Below are 3,628 nucleotides of genomic sequence, written 5' to 3'. Positions count from 1 at the left end.
CGCCATGCCCGCCGGCCTCCAATCCCGGCGGCAAGCTTGAATCATCAAAACGCTGATTTGTGAATCCCCAGCGATTCAGTCCGATGGGCTAACGCTCTAGGGCGCACGATTGGAGGTGCGCGGGGACGCCTGGTCTGGCGGTGCTAAGTGATGTGTTCATGGCACTGCGAGTGACACGTTCATGCTAACGTATCCCGCTGGCCTCATGATTTACGTTGCGAGCCGACCCGTAGACTTCCGGAGGGTGCGGACGGTTAGGCGGGCCATGACCCAACGAAGGTCGTGGCGGTGGTCTTCCGTGCCAAGCGAGCCGATCGGGTGAAGATCGTTTTCTGGGATGGCAGTGGCCTTGCGCTGTATTGGAAGCGGCTCGAAGGGAGCGCCTTCAAGTGGCCGCCGGTTTGTTAACAGTTTCATGCGGGTGGACGAACAGCCACCTCTTCGAGTTCTTCGCTGGTGAGGTCCGTTGGGGGCTTCCTGATACCCACAACGATTAAGGACACCAGCCCCTGGACGCCAGCAAAGCACGGCTCGCCGATATCGTTCGCGAGACCAGGCCAAGACGATCCACTATTTCTATGACTTCGGCGACAGCTGGGATCACGTGATCAAGCTCGAAAAGTGGTTCGACAACACGACGACATAGGGCTTCCCTTCGTGCTTGAGGCCGCCGCCGTTGTCCTCCGGAAGACGTCGGTGGCGCTCCGGGCTATGCCGAAAACCTCGATCCCCCGTCAGCGACGCCGCCCATCCGGAGCACGAACATATGCTCCTCTGGGGCCCCGAGCAGTTCGATCCTAACTCGTCGACCAGAAGGCGCTCGAGGCCGCAGCCAAACTTACCGACCTCCATGCCCGGCGAGCTGTGCCTTTGAACTTGCGGGCCCTTAGATAGGTATTTTGCTGCACCGAGCAGCATCGCAGTATGCCCGTCATGGCCACAGCCGTGCATCTTGCCGGGTGTTTTTGACGACCACGGTTTGTTGGAAGGCTCAAGGATTAGCAGCGCGTCTATGCCCGCCCTTAACCCGATCGTGGGTCCGTCTCCCACCTTCACTTTGAATCACCGCCACGATGCCGGTTTCGGCTATCCCCGTCTCAATGTGATTGATTCCGAACGAAGCCAGTTTCTCAGTCACGAATCTCGCTGTCTTTGGCAGACGAAAGTCGAGCTCGGGGTTTTCATGAAGGTAACGCCGCCACGTAGTTGCTTCGCGCTGCGGGTCCCGGAAAGCTTTAAACGTTGTGCATGTCGAGCCCGCCCACAAATCATGCGCGATAGAGCGTGCGCGGTGTGTTGCTGAGGCTTTTCGCGCCGCGCTCCGTTACCAATACGTGATCGCTGCACCCAATAATGTGTCCTTTCTCGCCAAATAACATGATGGGCATGTGCAGGGTCATCCCTGCCTTTAGAAGGTCCTTGACGCCTGGTACCATGTCCATGTTGCCGCGCTCCGACCAATTAATGCCGGTTTGATAACCTGCTTTGTTGCGAAAAGCCCTTCGTCGTCCGGATCGCTCGACCACTTTCCGCACAGTTGCATCCACCTCCTCTGCAGCAACTCCCGGCTTGATGAAGTCAATCACGGTATCGAGAGCCTCATTTGACAGGGCGAGCAACGATTCAAACTCGGGATGCCGACCAACGACAGCCGTGCGAACGAGCCCCGCCGCATACCCGCACTTCACACCGCCTATCTCTGTCACGGCGGGCTCATTGTCGCTGATTGGATGGTCCGCCGGCAGCCCGTGAGCCAGCTTGGTCCGTTCGCCGAAGACCAAGGAAACCAACCTGAGCTCCTCGCCGCCAGCTTTCTTGACCGCGCCTTGCATGGCAGCCCATGTTTCCGATTCAGTAACACCGTTGCGCAGCGTCTCCTGAAACGTGCGCACAGCCACTTCGGTCATGGCCATCGCATTGCGCATTGCCTCGACTTCTAGCTCGCTTTTGACTGCCGCTACAGAACCGACAACTTCCGTCGCATCGACGACCGTCATTCCAGGAAGTTCAGCTTCCAGCTTGTAGACATCCGCCGGTGTGATGTTCCAGCAGCGGAGCTCAAGACCTACTCGCTTGGTCTGCAGCCCATATCGCCGAAGCACATCGGCGCACACCTTCGCAAAGTCGCGCTCCTGGGTATAGGGAACAATTTCGCCAACGCAGCTATACGCGCGGACCGTCTGCACCTCGTACTCTCGTACGACATATGTCGGCGCACGACCGGGCGCCAAGATCAACGGGAATGGCCCAAAATAACTTCCGCCCCCGTAGTAGCCCGTCAAGTATCGCGCGTGTCCTAAGGCGGTTACCAAGAGTGCGTCGAGGCCGGCACTCGCCACCGCCTCAAGCACCTTCTGTTGTCGGCGCTCATACTCCGCTTTCGGGAATGAAATACCGGACAGCGGAATCGCTGAGGATAGTTGATCCATACGTCACCTCCATTGAGCGCGGTAAGATTAGACTAGCCCTTAGGTCCGTCCTATGCATTTTTGGATGGACGCCGCAGCATTACTGCGCTCTGTCGGATACGGCGCGGAAAAGCGGCAGAGTCGAGCGACGGCTCCGTTTAACCAACGAGTTCGTCGATACAGCGCTCCGCGCGGACGCTATTCAGCTCATCTTCGCGAACTACATATTTCGGCGCGAGCCCCGGCAAGGGCATGAGGTACGCACCCGTACCTTCCTGTCCGGAGATATCGTAGATGGCCATGGGCTGTGACCAGGAGCGCGCGGCCATTGCCTCTAGAATATTCCGCGGCCGTCTTTTGTACTCTGATTGTGGAAATGGTGCTCCGTGAACGGAATCGCCGAGAATGTCATGGCCACACATTAACTCCGTTATCTCGACGAGACTTAGACCTGTCCATTCGCTAGCGCTGTGCGTTTTCGGGGTAGATCGCAATATCGCCGCGTTACGTAGGACACAGTGTAGAAGCACTGCGGGATTTCGGACGGCAATGATCCCGGCGGGCTACCCTCATCATGCCTATCTCACCGCTGTGGCGTCGACTGTTCGTCCTGTCTGCGCGCCGGACGAGGGCAAATGCAAGGGCGAGTGCTCGACGGTGCGTGCCCCCTGAACACGAGTTGTCGTTCGCGCCCCGCTGCTGCGAGATGCCGTACTTCGGTTAGCCGGAGACCTCAGGTGTTCATCGAATCGATGCAGCTTGGCGTTCCATGTTCTGCCGGTAGAGGCCGACAAAATCGTCCGCGGCGACAGCGACGCGAGATTCCGCTTGCACCGCGCGTCAGCGACGCGGACCGCGAACTGCCGTCATTGGCGACTCCCGCTGGTGATCCACATCGCCTCGTTCGAATCAGTTTCTAAACCGGTCGACTACGGTTCTGGGTAAGCATCCGGTGAGGCTTTCAATCAGCCGCAAATTCTCCTCCGACCATGGCGCCCAGCACGATGTCCGTAGGGCGTGACAACGCGCGCCACATGACGGTATTGCCGCCCGGCGGATCGCTGGCGCGGGCGAGGTAACCGCCGAGCTAGGCCATCTTGATCAGGTAGTGCGAGAGCATTGTATCCATTCGGCGTAGGCCGCAGGGTTACCGCCTGAGCAGTCCAGGGTTGTCTTTATAGAACCTGATCAGCTCGATGAGGTTTTCGATTCCAAAGTCG

At 58.5% G+C, this 3,628-nt stretch carries 2 protein-coding genes and 1 pseudogene; all 3 read right to left on the bottom strand.

What is annotated here, in order from left to right; all coding sequences use genetic code 11:
* Positions 1 to 885 precede the first annotated feature (885 nt).
* A pseudogene (locus IVB12_RS33890) lies at positions 886 to 1,159 on the bottom strand (M20/M25/M40 family metallo-hydrolase); the annotation flags it as partial.
* 109 nt (positions 1,160 to 1,268) lie between these two features.
* Complete coding sequence (locus tag IVB12_RS33885) at positions 1,269 to 2,429, bottom strand: Xaa-Pro peptidase family protein (RefSeq protein ID WP_247306296.1); 1,161 nt, start codon at positions 2,427 to 2,429, stop codon at positions 1,269 to 1,271.
* Positions 2,430 to 2,566: 137 nt separating this feature from the next.
* Positions 2,567 to 2,710: a hypothetical protein gene (locus IVB12_RS33880; RefSeq protein ID WP_247306292.1), complete on the bottom strand. Its 144-nt coding sequence runs from the start codon at positions 2,708 to 2,710 to the stop codon at positions 2,567 to 2,569.
* Positions 2,711 to 3,628: the final 918 nt, after the last annotated feature.

This window comes from Bradyrhizobium sp. 179 (assembly GCF_023073535.1).
Classification (GTDB): domain Bacteria; phylum Pseudomonadota; class Alphaproteobacteria; order Rhizobiales; family Xanthobacteraceae; genus Bradyrhizobium.
Note: the sequence above shows the minus strand (reverse complement) of the source record. Positions and strands in the feature narration are given on the sequence as shown.